The sequence below is a fragment of the Amycolatopsis jiangsuensis genome (assembly GCF_014204865.1).
Taxonomy (GTDB): domain Bacteria; phylum Actinomycetota; class Actinomycetes; order Mycobacteriales; family Pseudonocardiaceae; genus Amycolatopsis; species Amycolatopsis jiangsuensis.
The window spans coordinates 273,893-292,997 of record NZ_JACHMG010000001.1; the positions used below are offsets into that span (position 1 = coordinate 273,893).

Annotated in this window: 13 protein-coding genes; 10 read left to right on the forward strand and 3 right to left on the reverse strand. The window is 72.7% G+C overall.

The features are described 5' to 3' along the window. Positions 1-790 precede the first annotated feature (790 nt). From BJY18_RS01190 to atzF, 8 genes are all read left to right on the forward strand, one after another. Positions 791-4,435: an AAA family ATPase gene (locus BJY18_RS01190; protein ID WP_184776941.1), complete on the forward strand. Its 3,645-nt coding sequence runs from the start codon at positions 791-793 to the stop codon at positions 4,433-4,435. A 67-nt stretch (positions 4,436-4,502) separates the two neighbouring features. Continuing rightward, positions 4,503-5,942: a 30S ribosomal protein S12 methylthiotransferase RimO gene (gene rimO, locus BJY18_RS01195; protein WP_184776943.1), complete on the forward strand. Its 1,440-nt coding sequence runs from the start codon at positions 4,503-4,505 to the stop codon at positions 5,940-5,942. Between the two features lie 80 nt (positions 5,943-6,022). Further along, positions 6,023-6,661 (forward strand): CDP-diacylglycerol--glycerol-3-phosphate 3-phosphatidyltransferase, encoded by a 639-nt coding sequence (gene pgsA / locus BJY18_RS01200; protein WP_184776945.1) that lies wholly within the window; start codon positions 6,023-6,025, stop codon positions 6,659-6,661. Further along, positions 6,661-7,125, forward strand: a complete 465-nt coding sequence (locus BJY18_RS01205; protein WP_184776947.1) for a CinA family protein — start codon at positions 6,661-6,663, stop codon at positions 7,123-7,125. The genes pgsA and BJY18_RS01205 overlap by 1 nt, the downstream gene beginning before the upstream one ends. Before the next feature lie 100 nt (positions 7,126-7,225). Continuing rightward, positions 7,226-7,684, forward strand: coding sequence for a helix-turn-helix domain-containing protein (locus BJY18_RS01210; protein WP_184776949.1), 459 nt, complete (start codon positions 7,226-7,228; stop codon positions 7,682-7,684). Between the two features lie 229 nt (positions 7,685-7,913). Continuing rightward, complete coding sequence (locus BJY18_RS01215) at positions 7,914-8,774, forward strand: PspA/IM30 family protein (protein WP_184776951.1); 861 nt, start codon at positions 7,914-7,916, stop codon at positions 8,772-8,774. Between the two features lie 34 nt (positions 8,775-8,808). Beyond that, positions 8,809-9,804, forward strand: a complete 996-nt coding sequence (gene pspM / locus BJY18_RS01220; protein WP_184776953.1) for a phage shock envelope stress response protein PspM — start codon at positions 8,809-8,811, stop codon at positions 9,802-9,804. Positions 9,805-10,439: 635 nt separating this feature from the next. After that, on the forward strand, positions 10,440-12,182 hold the full coding sequence (atzF, locus tag BJY18_RS01225; protein ID WP_221457474.1) for an allophanate hydrolase: 1,743 nt from the start codon (positions 10,440-10,442) through the stop codon (positions 12,180-12,182). Here the strand turns inward: atzF and BJY18_RS01230 are convergent. The 3 genes from BJY18_RS01230 to BJY18_RS01240 form a co-directional block, all read right to left on the reverse strand. Beyond that, positions 12,151-13,182, reverse strand: coding sequence for a quinone-dependent dihydroorotate dehydrogenase (locus tag BJY18_RS01230; protein WP_184776956.1), 1,032 nt, complete (start codon positions 13,180-13,182; stop codon positions 12,151-12,153). The two genes, atzF and BJY18_RS01230, sit on opposite strands and share 32 nt — an antisense overlap. Before the next feature lie 1,512 nt (positions 13,183-14,694). After that, positions 14,695-15,495, reverse strand: coding sequence for a DNA-formamidopyrimidine glycosylase family protein (locus BJY18_RS01235; protein WP_184776958.1), 801 nt, complete (start codon positions 15,493-15,495; stop codon positions 14,695-14,697). 3 nt (positions 15,496-15,498) lie between these two features. Next, the gene (locus BJY18_RS01240) at positions 15,499-16,347 is read right to left on the reverse strand and encodes a ParA family protein (protein WP_184776959.1); all 849 of its coding nucleotides are present in this window, start codon (positions 16,345-16,347) and stop codon (positions 15,499-15,501) included. A gap of 112 nt (positions 16,348-16,459) precedes the next feature. On the opposite strand from BJY18_RS01240, the gene BJY18_RS01245 reads away from it, so the two are divergent. Together BJY18_RS01245 and dinB are read left to right on the forward strand one after the other, a co-directional pair. Next, positions 16,460-17,191: a methyltransferase domain-containing protein gene (locus BJY18_RS01245; RefSeq protein ID WP_184776960.1), complete on the forward strand. Its 732-nt coding sequence runs from the start codon at positions 16,460-16,462 to the stop codon at positions 17,189-17,191. A 110-nt stretch (positions 17,192-17,301) separates the two neighbouring features. After that, the gene (gene dinB, locus BJY18_RS01250; protein ID WP_184784336.1) at positions 17,302-18,519 is read left to right on the forward strand and encodes a DNA polymerase IV; all 1,218 of its coding nucleotides are present in this window, start codon (positions 17,302-17,304) and stop codon (positions 18,517-18,519) included. Positions 18,520-19,105: the final 586 nt, after the last annotated feature.

Consider the following 19,105-nt stretch of genomic DNA (forward strand, 5'->3'; position numbering starts at 1 on the left):
GGCCGCACAGTCCGAGGCCGCGGCCGGCCGCACGGCAGCACTGGCCGGTCCGGACGGGGCGCCCTGGCTGCTGCTGCCGGGCCGCCCCTGGCAACGGCGAGCGCCGGACGGAACCTGGCAGTACACCCAGCCACCCGCGGATCCGGCCTACCGGGCGGCGGCGCGCCCGGTCCCGCCGCCGCCTCCGGCACCGGGCGCGGGTGGGTACAACGCGCAGCCGGGCCCGCGAGGACCAGGGCAGCCGGGACCGGACGGTTATGGCGCGCAACCGGGGCAACCCGGGCCGGGCGGGCAGTATCCCGGGCCGCACAGCGGTTCCATGCCGGGCCAGCGGGGTGGATATCCGGGTCAGGGAACTCCGTGGCCGGGCAACCAGGGCCCGGGCACTCAAGGTCAGGGTGGTCCGGCCCAGGGCCATCCGTGGCAGGGCGGTCCGGGACAGGGTGTGCCGGGACAGGGTGTGCCGGGACAGGGTGGCCGCTCACCGATGCCGCCGGGTGGGCAACAGCCGGGGCCGCCGAGCGCCCCTCCGAGCGGCCCGTCGCCGATTCCGCAGGGCGGCCCGCCGCCGGGCGGGCAGCAACCGGTCCCGCAGGGTTACCCGGGCTGGCAAGCCGGTCAGTACCCGGCCGCCGGCTACACGTCCGGCCCGCAGGGCGGCCCCGGTGCACCGGGAGTTCCAGCTGCGCAGGGAAATCCCGGCCAGCCAAGCGGTCCTTGGTCCGCTCCGGCACCCGCCGCCCCCGCGCCCGCCACCCAGGCACCGCCAACCCAAGCGCCGCCCACCACGATGCCGCCCGCCGCCGCGTCGGCGGATGGGGTCGCCCGCGGGCAGGCGCCTTCGCCGGACCAGCGCGCGCCGCAGCCGCCGGTCCGGGTCGACAAATCCGGGCGGGAGGGTGCGTTCGTCTGCGGTGCCGAGTCCGCCGCGGAGTTCCTGTCCCGGGCTTCCCGGGTGATCGCCTGGGCGGACGCGAGCCGGCACGGTACGCAGAACGGTCCGGGGGAACCCGCGCCGGTCGAACCGGAGCCGCCCGAGAAACCTTCGTCCGGCAAGAAGAAAAAGGGTGTGCTGGACGATCTGGCCCGGCACAGCCGGTCGGTCACGCTCGATCTGCTCGCGGCGGGCAACCGGATGCGCCAGCGCAGCGAGGACCGCCAAGAGCGGGAGCAGTACGAGCGCGAGTACGCCCAGTACGAACAGGCCCGCGCGGCCTGGAAGATCGCGCACGCGGAGTGGGAGCAGCGGGAGGCCGCGCGCACGTCGGCGGGTACCAAACAGCCGAATCCGATCGTCCTGCTCGTCGGGGAGCCGAACACCGGGCAGCGCCGGTTCACGCGGTCGCTGGAGCACGCGCTGGAGCAGGCCGAGGTCGAGTTCGACCGCACCGAATTCCTCGACAGCCACGGGCTGCTCGCGGACGCCGGCGACGATCCGCTGGAACACGTGGTGCCCGGCCGTATCGCGAAACTGGAGGACGGCCCCACCCTGCTGCTGGCCGAACGGGCCGACGCGCTCTTCGCCGAGGACGCCGCCGGGATGGCGCGCGTGCTGCGCAACTACGCGCACGATCAAGACAGCTGCCGGCTCATCGTGCTCGGCGGTACCGAGCGCGTGCTCGAGCAGCTGGCGACCGAGGCGCCGGACGTGCTGCAGAACGTGCTCCAGTACCGGCTGCCCCGGTTCGACCACGCGGCGCATGCCGCGGCGCTGCTGGACGTCCTGGCCGGAGAACGGTCCTTCAGCGTGCTGCCGGACGTGCGTGACCGGTTGGCGCAGCTGTCCCGGGAGCCCAGCGCGCGGGGGGTGGAGGCGCTGCTGGACGCCGCGTCCCGGCAGGCGATCGCGCGGGGCGCGGCCGGCGGCCGGGTCGTGATCACGCACGAGGACATCGAACCGCTGGTCGCCGCGGCCGGCACCCGCGGTGGCACCCCGATCGAGGAGCTGCTGGCCGAGCTGGACGCGATGATCGGGCTCGACGCTGTGAAGGAGCGGGTCCGTGCGCTGACCTCTGAGCTCGCCGTGGACGCGCGGCGCAGGGAAGCGGGCATGAAGGTCGCGGTGCGCAGCAGGCACCTGCTGCTGACCGGCAACCCCGGCACCGCGAAGACGACCGTGGCCCGGTTGCTGGGCAAGATCTTCCAGGCGCTCGGCGTGCTGCCCAAGGGGCACGTCGTCGAGATGACCCGCACCGACCTGGTCGGCGAGTACCTCGGCCAGACCTCGCCGAAGACCCGCGCGGCCTGTGAGAAGGCGGTCGGCGGGGTGCTGTTCCTCGACGAGGCCTACAACCTCGTCACCGACGAGGACGACGACTACGGCCGCGAAGCGGTCGCCGAGCTGCTGGTGCAGATGGAGAACCACCGCGACGACCTGGTGGTGTTCGCGGCGGGCTACCCGAAGGAGATCGACACCTTCCTCGAATCGAACCCGGGGCTGCGCTCGCGGTTCGCCGGGCGGATCGAGTTCCCGGACTACTCGAACGACGAGCTGGCGAAGATCTTTGGCGCGATGGCGAAGAGCCAGGGCTACGAGCTGGCGGACGACCTCGTGGCCGAGCTGCCGGAGGCGGTCCGGCGGATTCCGCGTGGCCGTGGGTTCGCCAACGGCCGGTCCGCGCGGGTGCTGCTGGAGGCGGCGATCGGGAAGCAGTCGAGCCGGCTGACCGCCGAGCCGGGTGCGCGGACCGAGGATCTGGCCGTGCTGGTCGCCGCGGACCTGCCGGGGCCGGGGCAGTCCGGCGTGTCCGCAGTGGACGACGCCGGTCCGCGGCGGAGCCTGGAGGAGCTGCTGGCCGAGCTGGACGCGATGATCGGCCTCGATTCGGTCAAGCAGCGCGTGCGGTCCATGGTGGACGAGATGGCCGTGGACGCGCGGCGCCGGGAAGCGGGCATGAAGGTCGCGGTACGCAGCAGGCACCTGCTGTTCACCGGGAACCCGGGCACCGCGAAGACCACCGTGTCGCGGCTGGTCGGGCAGATCTACCGGGAGCTGGGTGTGCTGCCGTCCGGGCACCTCGTCGAGGTCGGCCGGGGCGATCTGGTGGCCGAGTACTCCGGCCAGACCGCGCCGAAGACCCGCGAGGTCTGCGAGCGGGCCGCGGGCGGCGTGCTGTTCATCGACGAGGCCTACAACCTCGTGCGCGACGACAACGACGACTACGGCCGGGAGGCCGTCACCGAGCTGCTGGTGCAGATGGAGAACCACCGCGAGGACCTGGTGGTTTTCGTCGCCGGCTATCCGAAGCAGATGGACGAGTTCCTGGAGTCCAACCCGGGCCTGCGCTCGCGCTTCGCCGGACGGATCGAGTTCCCGGACTACTCCAACGACGAGCTGGCCGGGATCTTCACCCTGATGGCCGGCGGTCAGGGGTATCGCCTCGCCGACGACCTCGCCGCGGCGCTGCCGGAGGCGATCCGGCGGATCCCGCGTGGCCGTGGGTTCGCCAACGGCCGGTCCGCTCGCGGGCTGCTCGAGGCCGCCATCGGCAAGCAGTCCACCCGGCTGGCCGCCGCGCCGGACACCCCGGCCGACGAGCTGGCCGTGCTCGTGGCCGCCGACCTGCCCGGCGAGGCCGGGGTCGCGGTCACCGACGAGTCCGGTCCACGGCGCGGTCTCGACGATCTGCTCGACGAGCTGGACGGCATGATCGGCCTGGACGAGGTCAAGGCGCAGGTCCGCGCGCTGGTCGCGGAGACCCGGCTGGACGCGCGCCGCCGTCAGGCCGGGCTGCCGGTCGGGGCACGCAGCCGCCACCTCGTGTTCACCGGCAATCCGGGCACCGCCAAGACGACGGTCGCGCGGCTGATGGGCCAGGTCTACCGCGAGCTGGGTGTGCTGCCGTCGGGGCACCTGGTCGAGGTGGCCCGGCCGGACCTGGTCGCCGAGTACATCGGCCAGACCGCGCCGAAGACCCGCGACGTGTGCGAGCGGGCGATCGGCGGGCTGCTGTTCATCGACGAGGCCTACACGCTGGTGCAGAGCTACTCGAACGGCGGCGACTTCGGCACCGAGGCCATCGCCGAGCTGCTGGTGCAGATGGAGAATCACCGCGAGGACCTGATCGTGATCGCCGCGGGCTACCCGGCGGACATGGACCGCTTCCTCGACGCCAACTCGGGCCTGCGGTCCCGCTTCGGTGCCACGGTGCACTTCGCCGACTACGACGACACCCAGCTGGCGGCCATCTTCACCGCGATGGCGGGCAAACAGGGCTACCGGCTCGCACCCGATCTGGCCGAGGCGCTGCCCGGTCTGCTGGCGGGGCTGGACCGTGGCTCCGGTTTCGCCAACGGCCGGTCCGCCCGTGGCCTGCTCGAACGGGCCATCCGCGCGCAGGCGATGCGGCTGGCCGGACCGGACGTCGACATGGACTCCCTGACCGACGCCGAGCTGACCCTGCTGACCGTCGCGGACGTCCCCACCGGCTCGTGAGCAGCGCGGCGGGTGGTGGGTGACGCCGTCGCCGGGGTGCCGGGAAGCGGCGGCTACCCTGAACGTCGTGCCTTCTCCCACCACTGAGCCAGCCGGCAGCCGACGAGTTTCCCTCGTGACCTTGGGCTGCGCCCGCAACGAGGTCGACTCCGAGGAACTGGCCGGCCGGCTCGCCGCCGGAGGCTGGGAGCTGTCCGGGGATCCCGGGGACTCCGACGTCGTCGTGGTGAACACCTGCGGGTTCGTGGAGTCGGCGAAGAAGGACTCGGTCGACACGCTGCTCGCCGCGGCCGATACCGGCCGCAAGGTGGTCGCGGTCGGGTGCATGGCGGAGCGCTACGGCACCGAGCTGGCCGAAAGCCTCCCCGAGGCGGACGCGGTGCTCGGCTTCGATCACTACGCCGAGCTGTCCGACCGTCTCGACGACGTGGTCGCCGGCCGCGCGCTCGCCTCGCACACGCCGTCCGACCGCCGGAAGCTGCTGCCGATCAGCCCGGTGCAGCGGCCCGCCGCGGCCCCCGAGGTCGAGGTGCCGGGGCACGCGCAGCACGGCTGGGGCCCGCGCGTGCTGCGCACCCGGTTGGACGACGCACCGGTGGCCGCGCTGAAGATCGCCTCCGGATGCGACCGGCGCTGCTCGTTCTGCGCGATCCCGTCGTTCCGCGGTTCGTTCGTGTCGCGGCAGCCGGACGAGATCGTCGCCGAAGCCCGCTGGCTGGCCGAGCACGGCGTGAAGGAACTGTTCCTGGTCAGCGAGAACTCCACCTCCTACGGCAAGGACTTCGGCCGCGACGGCACGCGCGCGCTCGAGCGGCTGCTGCCCCGGCTGGCCGAGGTCGAGGGCGTCGAGCGGGTGCGGGTGTCCTACCTGCAGCCGGCGGAGACCCGGCCGCAGCTGGTCCAGGCCATCGCGGACACGCCAGGGGTCGCGGACTACTTCGACCTCTCGTTCCAGCACTCCAGCGAGCGGGTGCTGCGCCGGATGCGCCGGTTCGGCTCCACCGACTCGTTCCTCGCGCTCACCGAGCAGATCCGGGAACGGGCGCCGGAGGCGGGCATCCGCACCAACGTGATCGTCGGCTTCCCGGGGGAGACCGAGGAGGACCTGGCCGAACTGGAGCGGTTCCTCACCGGTGCCCGGCTCGACGCGGTCGGCGTGTTCGGCTACTCCGACGAGGACGGCACCGAGGCCGAGACCTTCGACGGAAAACTCGAACCGGCCGAGGTCGCCGAGCGGGTCGCGCGAATCTCGGCGCTGGTCGAGGAACTGACCGCCCAGCGGGCCGAGGACCGCATCGGCACCGTCGTGCACGTCCTGGTCGAGCAGGCAGGCGAGGACGGCGAGGATCCGGTCGGCCGCGCGGCGCACCAGGCGCCCGAGGTCGACGGCGAATGCGTGCTGCTCGACGCGCCGAAGGTGGCGGTGGGCGAGCTGGTCCGCTGCGAGGTCGTCGACTCCGCCGGTGTCGACCTGATCGTGCGGCCGGTATCGGACGCGGACCGGTGAATGCCGCCCCGAGCGACGCCGGCGAGGGCTTGCCCCGCGCCTCGGCGACGTCCGGCTCCGCTGTGCCGCCGGAGTCCCCGGTGCCCTCAGGTTCCGCAGCCCCGTCGGCTTCCGGAGCGGCCGAGGCCGGTGCCCAGGTGCCCGCGACCACCCCGGTGCCGACGCTGAACCTGGCGAACCTGCTGACCATCTCGCGGCTGGTGCTGGTCCCGCTGTTCGTGGTCGCGTTGTTCCTGGGCGGCGGCGTGGACACCACGTGGCGCGCGATCGCGACCGGGCTGTTCGCCATCGCCTCGGCCACCGACCAGGTCGACGGCTGGGTGGCCCGCCGCTACGGGTTGGTCACCGACTTCGGCAAGATCGCCGACCCGATCGCGGACAAGGCGCTGATCGGTGCCGCGCTGATCGGGCTGAGCGTGCTCGGCGAGCTGTCCTGGTGGGTCACCATCGTGATCGCGGTCCGTGAGATCGGGGTGACGCTGCTGCGCTTCTGGGTGATCCGGCACGGCGTGATCCCGGCCAGCCGCGGCGGCAAGGCCAAGACGATGACCCAGATCCTCGCGATCGTGGTCTACCTGCTGCCGCTGCCGGCCGGTGCCGATCCGGTGCGCTGGGTGCTGATGGGCCTGGCCGTGGCGCTGACCGTGGTCACCGGCGTGGACTACCTGGTCCGCGCGCTCCGGCTGCGGGCCGCGGGGCGCCGCGTGACGGGCGCCTGATGACCGGCGCACGGGAACTGGTCGCCACTCTCACCCGGCGGGGGGAAACCGTCGCCGCCGCCGAATCGCTGACCGCCGGGCTGCTGTGCGCCACCCTGGCCGAGGTGCCCGGCGCCAGCGCGGTGCTGCGGGGCGGGCTGGTCGTGTACGCCACCGAGCTGAAGACCGTGCTGGCCGGGGTCGACCAGCGGCTGCTGGCCGAGCACGGCGCCGTGCACCCCGAGGTGGCCGCCCAGCTGGCGGCCGGTGCCCGCGACCGTTGCGGGGCCACCTGGGGGCTGGGCCTGACCGGCGTGGCCGGGCCGGATCCGCAGGACGGTGCCGCACCCGGCACGGTGTACGCCGGGCTGTGCGGGCCGGGCACCGCGGTGGTCCGCGAGCTGGCCCTGCCCGGTGACCGGCCGTCGATCAGGGCGGCCGCGGTGCGCGCCGCGTTCGCCTTGCTCGGGGAACATCTACACTGATCGGAGCGTTCGCCCTTGGCGTACGCATGCTCCAAGTCCTGCGCCCGGGCCGCCGCTCTGGGTAACGTAGGAGGTACCAGTTCGGGAAGGGAGGCGCGTGATGACCGTGCTGTTGCGTGAGGCGATCGGTGATCGGCTCCGTCATGCCCGCACCAACCAGCGTCGAACGCTGCGTGACATCTCCCGCGCCGCCAGGGTCAGCCTCGGCTACCTGTCCGAGGTCGAGCGCGGTCAGAAGGAAGCCTCCAGCGAGCTGCTGGCCTCCATCTGCGAGGCGCTGGAGCTTCCGCTCGGCGACCTGCTGCACAAGGTCGCGGCCGATGTGTCGGCTCTCGACACGGTCGAGGTCACCCCGGTCGAGGAGGTGGAGGCCACCTCGCGTGAGTCCGTGCCGGAGCGCGAGCCGGCCGGGTCCGCCGGGTTCGAGGGTGGCAGGCTGGTGTCCGAGCTGGTCGGCGACGACCTCTCCGACCTGCGGCTGCAGCCCGCGCCGCGGATGAACACCACGTTGCGGACCACGATCGGGGCGCCCAAGCTCGCGTCCACGATCGCCGCGTAGCGAGCTTCGCGCAGTCCGACGGCCCCGGGAAGTGACCCGGGGCCGTCGGCGCATGAGCGGGGTCCGCTCAGGGTCGTCCCTGAATTCCCCCGGGGTCGCCTGGAACGCCCGGGCCCGACCTGACACGATGGAACCCGACGCCGGGGTCGGAACGTTGTGTAGCTGGGGAGCGACGCCCCACCCCGAGATCATTCAAGGCCCGTGGGACGCAAGAAGGCAGGCGGAGGAGATGGCCAACCCGTTCGTGAAGTTCTGGAAGTACATGATGGCGGCGTTTTCGTCGAAGATCGACGAGCACGCCGACCCGAAGGTACAGATCCAGCAGGCCATCGAGGAGGCGCAGCGCAACCACCAGGCGCTGACGCAGCAGGCCGCCTCCGTGATCGGCAACCAGCGGCAGCTGGAGATGAAGCTCAACCGGCAGCTCGGCGAGGTGGAGAAGCTGCAGGCGTCGACCCGCCAGGCGCTGGTGCTGGCCGACGAGGCCCGTTCCCAAGGCGACGAGGCGAAGGCCACCCAGTTCGAGACCGCGGCGGAGAGCTTCGCCGCGCAGCTGGTCACCGCCGAGCAGAGCATCGAGGACCTCAAGACCCTGCACGACCAGTCGCTGCAGGCCGCTTCGCAGGCCAAGCAGGCCGTCGAGCGCAACGCCACGATGCTGCAGCAGAAGCTGGCCGAGCGCACCAAGCTGCTCTCGCAGCTGGAGCAGGCGAAGATGCAGGAGCAGGTCTCCAACTCGCTCAACCAGATGAGCCAGCTGGCCGCGCCGGGCAACACCCCGTCGCTGGAAGAGGTCCGCGACAAGATCGAGAAGCGCTACACCACCGCACTGGGCTCGGCCGAGCTGGCGCAGAACTCCGTACAGGGCCGGATGATGGAGGTCCAGGAGTCGGCCACGCAGATGGCAGGGCACTCGCGGCTGGAGCAGATCCGCGCCTCGATGCAGGGCAATTCGGTCGCGCAGGTCACCGACGGTGGCGCGGGCGCGAAGGCGGCGGGCGCGGACGCGGCGAACGCCCCCGCGAGCCCGGACATCCAGCGCGAGATCCAGGCTCGCGTGCAGGCGGAGCAGGGCAAGAACCCGGCCTGACCCGGTCAGGGGCAGTACACCGCAGGGGGGCTCGATGAACAGACGGCGGGACTTCGACGAGTTCGGTGCCCGGATCGAGAAGTACGTCGAGCGGCTGCCCGACTACGCCCAGCGGGCTCAGGAAAAACTGCAGCGGTACTTCCCCCCGTCCGAAAATGGCGGTCAGGGCGGCACGAACACCGCAGGGCAGGCGGGCCGGTTCCAGCACCGGCCCGCCCCCACCCCGCCGCCGGTGCCGCGGCGTTCCAGCGTGCCCAGCACGTTCTCCTCGGTCGCCGGGCAGATCCCGGCGATGGCCGAGGCGCGCGCGAAGTGGCAGCGCTGGAACGAGCCGTCCGCCAAACACCAGCGCCGGATCCGCCGCACCTCGCGGGTGCTGACGCTGTGGGTGCTCGTCACGATCCTGCTCGGCGTGCTCACAGTGCTGGCCGGCACCGGCCTGATCGGCGGGGTGTCCGGCGCCGAGATCGGGCAGACCGTGCTCGCCGGCTTCGGCACGCTGGTGTTCGGCACGTTCAGCGTGCGGACCGGGTTGCGGCTGCGGCAGCTGAAGAAGCTGGAGCTGCCGGCCGCGCCGAGTGCGCCACCGCCGCTTCCGCCGGCCGGTTCGGTGGCCCGCGAACCGATGGAGCACCTGGCCGAATCGGAAGCCTCCCTCGGCGAGCTGCTGCGGCAGCTGTCGGTGCCCAGCTCCCTGGGCACCACCACGGTGTCCGACGTGTCGGTGGCCGATGCCCGCCGGACCGCGGACGAGGCGGCGCTGGCATTGCGGGCGCTGGCCGGCCGGGTCCAGGCCATCGAACGCGGCCGCAACTCCGCCCCGCAGCGGGAACGCCCCGCCCTCGACGCCGCCGTGGCCAAGCTGCGGGAGCAGCTGGACGACGGCGTGGAAGGCTACGGCGGGCTGGTCGCCGCCGCCGGTCAGGCGGTCGCGGCGAGCAGCACGGGAATGGGCACGTCCCGCGAATCCCTCACTGACGCCACCGACCGCCTCGCCGGTCTGGCGATGGCGCTGAAAGACCTCGGCTGAACCAGACGGCGCGGCCGGGCCGGGGTGGCGAGCGCGGGTGTGCCCCAGGGTTCGGGACGGCGTGCGCGGGCGTGCTCGTGGGGTCGGATGGCGTGCGCGGGTGTCCGGAGGTTCGGGACGGCGTACGGCGGTGTGCCCGGAGGTTCGGGACGGCGTACGCCGGTGTGCCCGGAGGTTCGGGACGGCTCACGGCGGTGTGCCCGGAGGTTCGGGACGGCTCACGCCAGTGCGCCCGGACATTCGGCGTCGGCGCGCCGTTGCCACGGCTCCCGGGCGCCGGCCTGGCGGAATTTGACGGAAACCACGCAGATCAGCGGATCAGCGCATCGTGCGTGGTCTCGGTCCGGCGCTAGTGGTGCGGCAGGGCGAAACGCCGTCCGGATGGCCGAGTTTGGTTCACCGGTCAGCCCACGGCGGTCGCGCCGCGGGCGACAGTGCGTGATGGCCGCCGATTCTCCGGCGGGTACCGCAACACTCGCGTAATCATCCGAAGCTGGTGGCGGAAACGCGTGCGGTCTAACGTTTTTTCCATGACGTCAGTGGTGGCACCCGCCAGATCCGGTGCCGTGGGCTGATTCCGCGGAGCCGGACGTACACAGTGGACTCCTCCGTTCCCGCCGAGGAAAGGACGCCCCGTGACCGCACTCCCGCCGGAACCCCCGCCGATCGCCGCTCCGCCGCCCAGTGCGCACGAACGCGTGCTCGCCGCGTTCGAACGGCTCGCCGCGGCCGAACGTCCGGAAGCCTGGATCTGCCTGCGCACCATGGACGAGGTACTCGTCGACGCCAAGGCGGTCGACGAGCGTGTGCGGGCCGGCGAGGACCTCCCGCTCGCCGGCACGGTGCTCGCGGTCAAGGACCTGATCGACCTCGCCGGCCTGCCCACGACCGCGGGCTGCCCGGGTTTCTCGCGGACGCCCGTGACCAGTGCCACGGTGGTCACACGGCTGACCGGCGCCGGTGCCGTGGTGCTCGGGAAGACGAACCTCGACCAGTTCGCGTCCGGCCTGACCGGCACCCGCAGCCCGTACGGCGTGCCCGGTTCGGCGCTGGACCCGGCGAAGGTCGCCGGCGGGTCCAGCAGCGGATCGGCCGTGGCCGTCGGCCTCGGGATCGCCGACCTCGCGCTCGGCACCGACACCGGCGGGTCCGGCCGGGTCCCCGCGGCGCTCAACGCGGTGGTCGGTCTCAAACCGACGATCGGCTTGGTGCCGCGCACCGGCGTGTACCCGGCTTCGCCGTCCTTCGACTGCGTTTCGGTGTTCGCGCGCAGCCTCACCCTCGGCCAGCGGGCCCTCGCGGCGATGACCGGTCCGGACGGTCAGGACCCGGCCGTCCGCGCGTGGCCGTCGGATCTCCGGCTGGCAGCGGGGGACCGGCCGCGGGTGGCGATTCCCGACACGGCAGCGCTTTCCGCGCTCACTCCGCCCGCAAGGCAGGCGTTCCACGTCGCGGTGGCGTCGCTGGAGGCGTCCGGCGCGGTGCTGGAGCCCGTGGACCTCACGGTGTTCTTCGAAGCCGGTGAGCTGCTCTACGGCAGCGCGCTGGTCGCGGAGCGGTACGCGTCGGCGGGAGAGGTGCTCGCCGGCGGCCCGGAGGGTGCCGACCCGACCGTTTCGGCGATCGTGGCCGCGGCAGGCCGCCATCCGGCGCACGAGCTGGCCGGCGTCTGGGGCCGGGTCGCCGGCCTCCGGGCCGCCGCGCGGAGCGTGCTGGCCGGCTACGAGGCGTTGCTGCTGCCGACCGTTCCGGATCACCCGGACATCGTGGACGCGCTGGCCGATCCGGTCGGTGTCAGTGCCCGCCTCGGCCGGTACAGCACGTTCGTGAACGTCCTCGATCTCGCCGCGGTCACCGTCCCGGTGGCGCCGGGGGACCGGAGCCCCTACGGGGTCACGGTGGTCACCCGGGCCTTCGAGGACCAGGTCGGGATCGACCTGGCCGCCGTGCTGACCGGCGAGCAGGCCGCCGAGCCGTACCCGGCCGAGGGCGCCGACGTCGTGGTGTTCGGAGCGCATCTGCGTGGCCAGCCGCTGCACGACCGGTTGCGTGGCGCCCGGTTCCTCGGCCCGGTCCGAACCGCCGAGCGCTACCGCATGGTGCTGCTCGCCGGGACAGTCCCCGCGCAACCCGGCGTGCTGCCCGGTGCGGCCACGCTCGACGGGGAACGCTGGCGGCTGTCCCCGGCGGCTTTCGGGCGGTTCGCCGCGGAGCTGCCGGCACCGTTCTTGCTCGGACGGGTGGAGCTGGAGGACGGCAGCACGCCGCTCGCCGTGCGGTGCGATCCGGCCGACGGCGCCGAAGGGCTGGACCGGTACGAGTCGTGGCGCGGTTACCTGCGGTTCGTCAGCACGGACGGCCCGCGATCCCCCGGCTGACGCGGCGCACCAGGCCGGGCCCGTGCAGGGCGAAGCCGGTGTAGAGCTGCACGAGGCTCGCGCCCGCGTCGAGCATCCGGCGAGCGTCGTCCGGGCCGAGGATCCCGCCGACCCCGATGATCGGCAGCCGCCCGCCGGTCTGTTCGTGCACGAAGCGCACCACTTCCACGGAACGCGGGGTGAGCGGGCGGCCGGACAGCCCGCCGGCCTCGGTGGCCAGCGCGGCCTCGGCCGGGTCGACCCCGGTGCGGGCGAGCGTGGTGTTGGTCGCGATGATCCCGGCGACGCCGTGGTCGAGGCACACCTCGAGCAGCTCGGCGAGGGCGTGGTCGGTCAGGTCCGGGGCGACCTTCACCAGCAGCGGGGTGTCGCCGCCGAGTTCGGCGCCGGTCGCACGCAGTTCGGCGAGCAGCTCGGCGAGCGCGGTCCTGTCCTGCAGCGCACGCAGGCCCGGGGTGTTGGGCGAGCTGACGTTGATCGCGAAGTAGTCGGCGTAGGGGTGCAGGATGCGCAGCGACCAGCGGTAGTCCTCGACGGCCTCGGCCAGCGGCGTGACCTTGGACTTGCCGATGCTGATCCCCAGCGGCACCGGGGGTTTCCCGTCCGTGGCGAGCCGTTCGGCCAGCGCCGCGGCGCCGTCGTTGTTGAAGCCCATCCGGTTCAGCACCGCGTCGCTGGCGGGCAGGCTGAACAGCCGTGGCTTCGGATTGCCCGGCTGCGGATGCCGGGTGACCGTCCCGACCTCGACGAACCCGAACCCGAGCGCCGGCCACGCGGCGAGCGCCCGCCCGTTCTTGTCCATCCCGGCAGCGAGCCCGACGCGATGCGGAAACCGCATCCCGAGCACGGTCACCGGATCGTCGGTGCGGTACAGCGGCGCGACTGCCGCCACCGCGCTCCCGAGCCGGCCCAGCAACGCCACGGTCCGCTCGTGCGCGACCTCCGGGTCGTGATAAGCCAGCCGATACAACGAGGGACGGACGATCCGGTCGAAGAGCACGCGCCCATGCTGCCCCATCCACGCCCCGGCGGCCTGCGGACCCACCCCCCGATGTGGCGCCCATCGCGGCCGGCCCGGTGCCCGATGGCGAACGACGAGCCTCGCCGCGGTCGGGTCGGTGAGCGACATCGCTGGCTGACGCGCACACTCCCGACCGACCGGGCGGCAGGCGACCGGCGGCCCCGTCACCGAAGAGCGCCGGACGAGGTGGAGGCCGCCCGCGGGTTCGCCATCGGCAAGCAGGCAGACGCTCCGACCCGGAACGGCCGGATCGTCCCCGCCCAGTGCCGACTGAGCGGGGATGCCTCGGCCTGACGGGCGGTCGGATTCGCCGTCCGCGCCCGCGTGTTGCGGTGGTGGCTGGGACGGGGTGTTGCCACATCAGTCGCGTCCGGGTGTCGCGGTGGCGGCGGCCGGGCTGGGGTGTTGCGGCGTCAGCTGCGCCCGGGTGTTGCGGTGGTGGCCGCGCCGAGGTGCTGCAGCGCCAGCCGGACCGGGATGCTGCCACGTCAGCCGCCGTCCGGGTGTTGCGGTAGTGGCCGCCCCAGAGTGTTGCAGCGCCGCCGGGCCAAGATGTTGTTCACGTCAGTCGGGCTGAGGTGTTGTCACGCCAGCCGGGCCAGGGCGTTGCGGTGGTGGCTGGGACGGGGTGCCGCCACATCAGCCGCGTGCGGCTGTCGCGGTGGCGGCTGGACTGAGGTGTTGCAGCGTCAGCTGCGCCAGGCGTTGCGGCGCTAGCCAGGCTCACGTGTTGCCACGTCAGCCGGGCCAGGGCGTGGCGGTGGTGGCCGGGCCGGGTGTTGCGACGTCAGCCGCGCCTTGGTGTTGGGGTGGCGGCCGGGCCGAGATGCGACCGAGTGCTGTAGTGGCTGTTGGGCCGAGGTGTCGTGAGGTCGACGGGTTCGCGAGTGCTGTAGTGGCTGTTGGGCCGAGATGCGCGACGCCAACGGATCCCCGATGCAGCAGTGGCAACCGGGCCGAGGATCCGAGACGCCAACCGGCGCCCGCACTGGCAGCCAAACCAAGGTGCCGCGATACCAACCAAATCCGGGCGCCGCGCCAGGAGCCAGGCCAACACGTCGCAACCCCAGCCAGCGTCCGACAAACGGGGAGAACACCGTCGAAAATAGTGGTAGCCCCCGGGGTGCCTCCTGGACGCCGTCACGCGTCCAGGCTCGAGCCGGACTGGTGCTCGAGAACCCCGGGAGCCCGGTGACTGCCTGGTATTCGCTCTCAGGCAGCACGCGAAGCAGGCGATGAGCCGAAGGTGGCTCGGGTTGTATCGCTGCTCAAAGTCCCTTGCGCGTGCTATCCGCTAGCGGACAGCCACCTCACGAGTCCTGTGTGAATACAACTGAGGACCACCTCCTTTCCCGTGTACTGCCACGCTAACCGCGAACCGCGCCGTCCGGCAACATCATTTCGGGGTTCTGTCCGCCACCCCGGCCACGTTCGCCGGACGCGAACACCCCGGCGGAGACCCGGCGAACACCCCCGTGAAGACCGCGGCGTTCACTCCGGCGAGGGGCCGGGCTGGCAGCGCGGGCAGAACCACGTCGGCCGCTGGTACGCCCCGTCGCCCTGCGGGCGCACCAGTACCGTGCCCCCGCAGCGGAAACAGCCCTGCCGGGTGCGCTCGTACACCGAGTTGCGCCGGCCTCGGCGCGGGTCGCCGGTGGTGATCTGCTCGTGCCGCCACGCGTTGGCCAGCAGCAGTTTCCGGGCGAGCGCCACCACGCGTGCCGGGTCCACTCCGGACACCGGCGTCCACGGGGAAACGCCGAGCAGGAAACAGATCTCGGTCTTGTACAGGTTGCCCACGCCGGCCAGTACACGCTGATCGAGCAGGGCGTCGCCGAGTTCCCGATCCGGCCGCGCGGCCAGGTGCGCCGTGGCCGTCGCCGTGTGCTCGTCCGTCCACAGTGGATCGAGCAGGTCCGGCCCGAGGTGCCCGACGAGCCCGGATTCCTCGCCCGTCGGGAGTAACTTCAGGTCGTGCAGACGGAAACCGATGACCTCCAGTTCCGCGGTCGCCAGCACGACCCGGGCGTGGTGCGCGGCCATCGGCCATTTGGCGCCGACCGGATGGATTCGCCAGCTGCCGTCCATCCGCAGGTGGCTGTGCAGCGTGCGGTCCCCGGAAAACCGGGTGAACAGGTGTTTGCCGACCGTCGCGACCTCACGCACCGTATGTCCGACAAGGTCCACAGTGGCCAGTTCAGGATGACGAAACTCGCCGCGTACCAACGTCTTCCCGGCCAGTGCCCGATTCAGCAGCTTCCCGGCGAGGAAGACCGTGTCGCCTTCGGGCACCGTTCAGCCCGCGTTCCCGGACACTTCCGCGGGGGCCTCGTCCGTGCCGTGCACGCGGTGGCGCCCGGCGCGGGTGGAGCGCAGGATTTTCGCCAGCACCATGTTGAACGTCAGTGCGATCTCCTGTGCACCGGGGGAGTGCCACTCGTGGATCGGGCTGCACGCGCCCTGCGCCTGCTGCACGGCGAGGCGATCCGGGATCGCGGTCGGCATCACCAGGGAGCCGAAGTTCTCGCGCAGTTCCGCGCTCCGGAACTGGTGCTCGTAGGAGCGCACGCGCAGCCTGTTCACCAGCACGCCGAGCGGGCGCAGCGCGTGGTTGTGCTCCTGCCTGATCCGGTCGATCGCTTCCAGCGCGCGCTGCGCGCCGGCCACCGCGTACATCGTGGGTTCAGTGACGATCAGTGCGGTGTCCGCGGCCACCAGGGCGGATTTCGTCAACCGGCCGAGTGACGGCGGGCAGTCGATGATCACCAGTTCGTAAGGTTCGTCGCGGAGCGGATTCTGGTGCAGTTCGTCGAGTGCGCGGGACAGGTTCTCCAGCCGGCGCCCGTCCGGGCCCGGCTCGTTGAGCTGCTCCAGCTCCTCCGCGCCGACCAGCACGTCGATCTGCTCGCTCCACACGCTGGGCGCGATCGCTCGCTCGAGGACGGCGCGGGCGGGAGTCTCCAGTACGTCGGCGAGCGTCGCGTCGGTGAACGGCGGATCGAGCGAGGTGGTGGCGTTGCCCTGCGGGTCGAGGTCCGCGACGAGCGCGCGGGTGCCCCTACGCAGAGCGGCCGACGCGATACCGAGCGCGACCGTCGTTTTACCGACGCCACCCTTGAGGCTGAGAACGGCGACCGTGTGCACTCGACACAGCCTACGGCCCGTACGGCGGAACGGTAGCCGGGAAGGTGGCGAACGCCGCTTCGACGCCCACGCGGATCACGGCGGGTGACCGGTGGCCACTACCCTGTCGGCCATGAAGACGGACACCGTCGCCGCCCGGGGCTCGGGCGCCGTTCGCCGGGCGCTCGAGGCGGAACTGCGGGCGGCGCGCACGCGCGGCGTGGAGCAGCCGGTCGTCGTCGACGTCGGTGGCGGCAGCGGCGGCTGGGCGGTGCCGTTCGCGTCGGCGGGATGCCTCGTCACCGTCGTCGAACCGAACCCCAACGCCCGCGCGACCCTGCTGCGTCGCGCTGAGGAGGAGGGCGTGGCGAGGGGAATCACGGTCGTCCCGGAGGACTCCGACGCGCTCGCCGCGCATGTGCCGTCCGGTTCTGCCGACCTCGTGCTCGCCCACGGGCTGCTCGAGGTCGTGGACGACCCGCGCGCCGTGCTCGATGCCCTGGCCGCCGCGGTGGCGCCGGGTGGGGCGGTGTCGGTGCTGGTCGCCAACCGCAACGCGGCCGTGCTGCACCGCGCGCTCGCGGGCCGGCTCGCCGACGCGCAGCGGCTTCTCGCGGACGCCGACGGCGTGGTGCCGGGTGAGCGCGACACCGTACTGCGCCGGTACGACAGTGCCGGGCTGACCGACTCACTGAACGCTGCGGGCCTCGAGGTGACCCTGCTGCAGGGTGACCGGATCATCGCCGACGTGGTGACCGGTGAGGTGCGCGAAGACGAGCTGGCGGAGTTCGAACTGACCGCGGCCGCGGTGCCGGCGTTGCGCGACGTCGCCGGCCGACTGCACGCGATCGCCCGCCGCGCCTGACCCGGGCTTTCCGCTGATCAGGAGGGTCGCGGGTCCCGGCGGTCCGGAAATTGTCGGAGGTCGCCGGTAGCGTTCCGGACGTGGGGAGAAACACCGAACTGCCGAGCGGGATGGCCCGCTACCGCGTCACCGCCGGAGAGCCAGTGCCGGACGACAGCGGGTGCGTGATCCTGCACGTGGACATGGATGCCTTTTTCGTGGCCTGTGAGCTGCGCACGCGGCCGGAGCTGGCGGAGCTGCCGGTGGTCGTGTCCGGCGGCGGGCCGCGGTCGGTGGTGGCCGCGGCCAGCTATCCGGCGCGGCGGTTCGGGGTGCGCTCGGCGATGCCGTTCGCCACGGCGAAGCGGCTGTGCCCGCGGCTGGTGTGCATCCAGCCGACGCCCGGGCTGTACGGCGAGGTTTCCCGGGGCGTGATGGGGATCTTCCGGGAGCTGACGCCGCTCGTCGAACCCCTGAGCCTCGACGAGGCCTTCCTGGACGTCGGGGGCGCGCTGCGGCGGCTGGGGACGACCCCGGTGCGGCTCGGCGCGCGGATCCGGGAGCGGGTACGGGCCGAACACGGGATCAGCTGCTCGGTAGGGGTGGCGAAGGTCAAATTCGTGGCCAAGCTCGCGTCCGGGATGGCGAAACCGGACGGCATGGTGGTCGTGCCCGCGGCCGAGACGGTGCCGTTCCTGCATCCGCTGCCGGTGTCGGCGCTGTGGGGCGTCGGGAAGCGCACCGAGGAGCTGGTGCAGCGCCACGGCTGGTACACGATCGCGGACATCGCGGCGGCCCCGCCCGCGCGCCTGCGGCGGGCGCTGGGCCGGGCCATGGGCGAGCACCTGTGGGCGCTGGCCAACGGACACGACGACCGGGCCGTGGTACCGGAGTCGGCGGAGAAGTCGATCGGCGCGGAGCACACGTTCGAGGTCGACGTGGCCGACCGGGCGGAGCTGGGCGTCGAACTGCTGCGGCTGTCCGAGCGCGTCGGCGCCACGCTGCGGTCCCGTGGCCTGCGCGGGCGGACTGTGTCGATCAAGGTCCGCTTCGACGACTTCCGGACGATCACCCGGGCGCGCACGGTGCCCGCCGCGACCGACGTCGCCCGCGAGATCCACCGCTCCGCCGTGGACCTGCTGACCGAGCACGCCCCCACCGGCCCGGTCCGGCTGATCGGCGTCCGGGTGGAAAGCCTGGACACCGGCGTGGACGGCGAGCAGCTGGCGTTCGACTCCCCGGAACCCCGCTGGCGAGACGCCGAACTGGCCGCTGACGTGGCCCGCTCCCGCTTCGGGAAGTCCGCGATCCGCCCGGCGTCGCTGCTGTCGCCGAAGGAGGGTGAGTGAGAGGGGGCGAGCCGGGTTGAGCAGGCAGGGGTTGATCTGGCAGGTCGGCGGCTGACGAGGGCCGCGGGCACGTGTGGGTCTGGTGGCCTGGCGCTGGCTGGGACGAGTGGTGGTTGGCGGGTGGTCGTCCCGGGGAGGTGGCTGGGACGCGTGATGGCTGGCTGGGCGGTTGTCCCGGGAGCGTGGTGGTTGGCTGGGTGGTCGCCCAGGGGAAGTGACTGGGCCGCGTGGTCGCCCAGGGGATGTGGCTGGGCCGCGTGGTGGCTGGTTGGCCGGTGGTCCTGGGGGAGGTGGCGGCTGGCTGGGCGGTCCTCCCGGGAACGTCGTGGTTGCCTGGGCGCACGCTCCGCGTGCAAGAGGTCGTGCGGGGGAGGTGGTGGTTGGCTGGGCACTTGTCCTGGGAGGGTGCTGGCTGGCTGGCGGTTGTCCCGGGGCTGGTTGCGCAGTTGTCTCGGGGAAGTGGTGGCTGGTGTCTCGGGGAAGTGGTGGTTGGGTCGGCGGAGGCGGCGCGCGGCCGGGGGCTGCCCAAGCGGGCGTTGGCTTGAAGGCAGCAGTGTCCGCGTGCCCGTCCTCGCGCCTGGGCACG

Coding starts and splice junctions, on each gene's coding strand:
- BJY18_RS01205 (WP_184776947.1), top strand. CDS start 6,661: ATGACCGGCGCACGGGAACTGGTCGCCACTCTCACCCGGCGGGGGGAA.
- dinB (WP_184784336.1), top strand. CDS start 17,302: ATGGCCCGCTACCGCGTCACCGCCGGAGAGCCAGTGCCGGACGACAGC.
- BJY18_RS01245 (WP_184776960.1), top strand. CDS start 16,460: ATGAAGACGGACACCGTCGCCGCCCGGGGCTCGGGCGCCGTTCGCCGG.
- BJY18_RS01190 (WP_184776941.1), top strand. CDS start 791: ATGCCGCCCGCCGCCGCGTCGGCGGATGGGGTCGCCCGCGGGCAGGCG.
- BJY18_RS01210 (WP_184776949.1), top strand. CDS start 7,226: ATGACCGTGCTGTTGCGTGAGGCGATCGGTGATCGGCTCCGTCATGCC.
- pspM (WP_184776953.1), top strand. CDS start 8,809: ATGAACAGACGGCGGGACTTCGACGAGTTCGGTGCCCGGATCGAGAAG.
- BJY18_RS01215 (WP_184776951.1), top strand. CDS start 7,914: ATGGCCAACCCGTTCGTGAAGTTCTGGAAGTACATGATGGCGGCGTTT.